The following is a 3,199-nucleotide window of genomic DNA, read 5'->3' as shown; positions in this document are numbered from 1 at the left end:
CATTGTGCTCGATGAAGCTCCTGCCGAGCGAGATCTCACGACGGAGGCAAACCAAGTCGAAGAATGGCAGAAGGTCTACGATACGTACTATCAAGACGACGCAGACTATCCATTTGGTGAAAACTTCAATATTTGGAAGAGCAGCTACGATGGCCAGCCGATTCCGTTGTCGGCGATGCAAGCGTGGCGAGCCGATGCGGTTGAGCGTATTCGTGCGCTGCAACCGCGGCGGGTGCTGGAGATTGGCGTAGGCACGGGACTGCTACTCGCACACCTGGCGCCGCATTGTGAAGCGTATTGGGGCACAGATATTTCCGCCCCCGTTATTGAAACGCTTAAAGCCCAAGTGGCGCAGCAGGCTGAATTGACGGCACGCGTTGAGTTGCGCACGCAGCCCGCACATATTACCGATGGTTTGCCGCAAGGCTACTTTGACACCATCGTCATTAATTCTGTCATCCTGCATTTTCCGAATACGGACTATTTAATTGATGTATTACGCCAGGCTATGGCGCTACTTGCGCCGGGAGGCGCGCTTTTCATCGGCGATGTGCTCGATCTGCGATTGTTTGGGTGTTTTGCGAGTGCCGTCCAATTGCATCAGGCGGATCTCACGACGGATGATCATGCCAGTGTGCGCCAACGGATTGAGCAAACGCAATTGGCCAGGAAGGAATTGCGTTTGGCGCCGGCCTTCTTCAGCACGCTGCCCCGCACGATTGACGAGATTGCAGCGATCGATATCCAGCTCAAACAGCGGGATTACCATAATGAATTGAGCCGTTACCGCTACGATGTGGTGCTGCGCAAAGGGCCAGTCAACCCGCTACCGCTGGCGTATGCACCGCAGCTGCATTGGACAGCAGAGTCCACCACGCTTGAGGCGGTGCAGACGCATTTAGCCGCTGAACGTCCCGCCTGCCTGCGTATTGTCGGTGTGCCCAATATGCGCTTGGCGTGCGAATTGGAAGCCATGCAGGCGCTTGATAACGACGATTGTGATCTTAAACAGATCCAGCATCGGCTCAAAACGGGATATACACAAACCATGGCGCCCAATGTCGAAGATTTCTACGCATTGGGCGAATCGTTGGGTTATTGGGTCGGTGTCACATGGTCGGAACAGGTCGCTCCAGCATGTATCGATATTGTGCTGGTAAAGACAGGCGACATGGCTTGTGCGATCCCTACGGATCTCTACCTGTCGCCTTCCTCTAGTAGCGGACAATCCCCTCATGCTTATGCCAATAACCCGACAAGCTTAGATCAGTTTGCGGATATTCGTCAGTATGTCGCAGCACTACTACCCGAATACATGGTGCCGGCCGCTTTCATGCGCCTGGATGCGTTGCCGCTTACGCCGAACGGCAAGCTTGACCGCCGTGCCTTGCCAGCGCCAAGCAGCGCGCTGTCTGAGCAAAGTTATGAGGCACCGCAAGGGGAATTTGAGACCACGCTCGCGGCAATCTGGCGTGAACTGCTTGGCGTTGAGCGTATTGGCCGTCAAGACAGCTTTTTTGCACTGGGTGGTCATTCGTTGCTTGCGGTACGCATGATTGAACGCTTGCGCCGTGTTGGGTTGACAGTCTCGGTACGCACGTTGTTCGATTCGCCTACCTTGGCTGCCCTGGCTCAATCGCTCAACCCGTACCGTGAAGTGACGGTGCCGCCCAACGTGATTACGCCCGACACTACCGCAATCACGCCGCAGATGTTGCCCCTGATCGATTTGACCCAAGCGGACATTGATCGAATTGTTGAGCAGGTGCCTGGTGGAGTAGCGAACATTCAAGATATTTATGCGCTTTCGCCGCTGCAGGACGGGATTTTATTTCACCACTTTCTGACCACTGACGGCGACCCGTATCTGCGGATGGTTCAGAAATCATTTGATGATCGGCAGGCGCTCGATCACTACCTCGATGCGGTCCGGCAGGTCGTTAATCGTCACGATATTTTGCGCACGGCCTTTGTGTGGGACGGACTGTCTACACCTGCCCAGGTTGTCTGGCGCCATGCTCCGCTATCGACGACTGAGCTTGTTTTAGACCCAGCCCAGGGATCTGCCACCGAGCAATTGACCCATCGCTTCAATTCTCGTCGTCACCGTATCGATTTAACTCAAGCCCCGTTGATGCATTTCGTCATCGCGCGAGATAGCGATGGTTGCTGGCTGCTATTTGAGTTGGTGCACCATCTAATCGATGATCACGCGACACTGGAAGCCATGCATACCGAGGTGCAGGTTTTCCTGGATGGTCGGGGCGATACTTTGCCACCGGCTTCACCCTTCCGTAACTTGGTTGCGCAGGCACGCCTGGGCGTGAGTCAAGAAGCCCATGAACGCTTCTTTACCGACATGCTTGCTGACGTGGATGAGCCGACACTGCCGTTTGGGCTTGCCGATGTGCATCGTGACGGCGCGCAAGTGACCGAAGCGCAGCACGCGTTGTCACAGGCATTGAACGATCAGTTGCGTGCGCAAGCCAGACGTTTGGGTGTGAGCGTGGCCAGCTTATTTCATCTGGCGTGGGCGCAGGTGCTCGCGCGTGCGAGTGGCCAGCAGCGGGTGGTGTTTGGCACAGTATTGTTCGGGCGCGTGCAAGGTGGCAATGGCACGGGCAGCGCGATGGGGCCGTTTATCAATACACTGCCGCTGAGAGTGGAACTAGACCGTAACGTTGAGGATGGCGTGCGGGATACACAAGCACGCTTGGCCGCGTTGCTTGAACACGAACATGCGTCGCTGGCACTCGCGCAGCGTTGCAGTGGCGTGCCGGCGGGCACGCCACTCTTTAGCGCGCTGCTTAATTACCGACGCAATGTGGTGCGGCTGGGCGATAAACAATCGGGGGAAGGTGCGGGTTTTTTAGATGTAGAAGGGCGTACCAACTACCCACTCACGCTGTCGGTGGATGATGCCGATCGAGCGTTAAGGCTCAGTGTTCAAGTGGCACGGCCGTTTGACGCAAACCGTGTGTGTGGTTATATGCAGCAGGCACTGGAAAGCCTAACGCAAGCGCTCGAATATTCGCCAAACTTACCGGTTTGGCACTTAGAAGTGCTGCCTGGCGAAGAGCGTGCACTGCTGCTTCAGACATGGAACGCGACGCAGCGTGAGTATCCGTCACACCGGTGTGTGCAGCAGTTATTCGAAGATCAAGTGGCGCGCACACCCGAGGCGACGGCGCTGGTGTAC

At 56.0% G+C, this 3,199-nt stretch carries 1 protein-coding gene; it reads left to right on the top strand.

Translation table 11 applies throughout. The features are described 5' to 3' along the window. On the top strand, positions 1-3,199 hold a 3,199-nt coding region (locus KQH55_RS15215), incomplete at both ends, for a condensation domain-containing protein (protein WP_235091561.1).

This window comes from Mycetohabitans sp. B3, from assembly GCF_021498065.1.
GTDB lineage: Bacteria > Pseudomonadota > Gammaproteobacteria > Burkholderiales > Burkholderiaceae > Mycetohabitans.
Note: the sequence above shows the minus strand (reverse complement) of the source record. Positions and strands in the feature narration are given on the sequence as shown.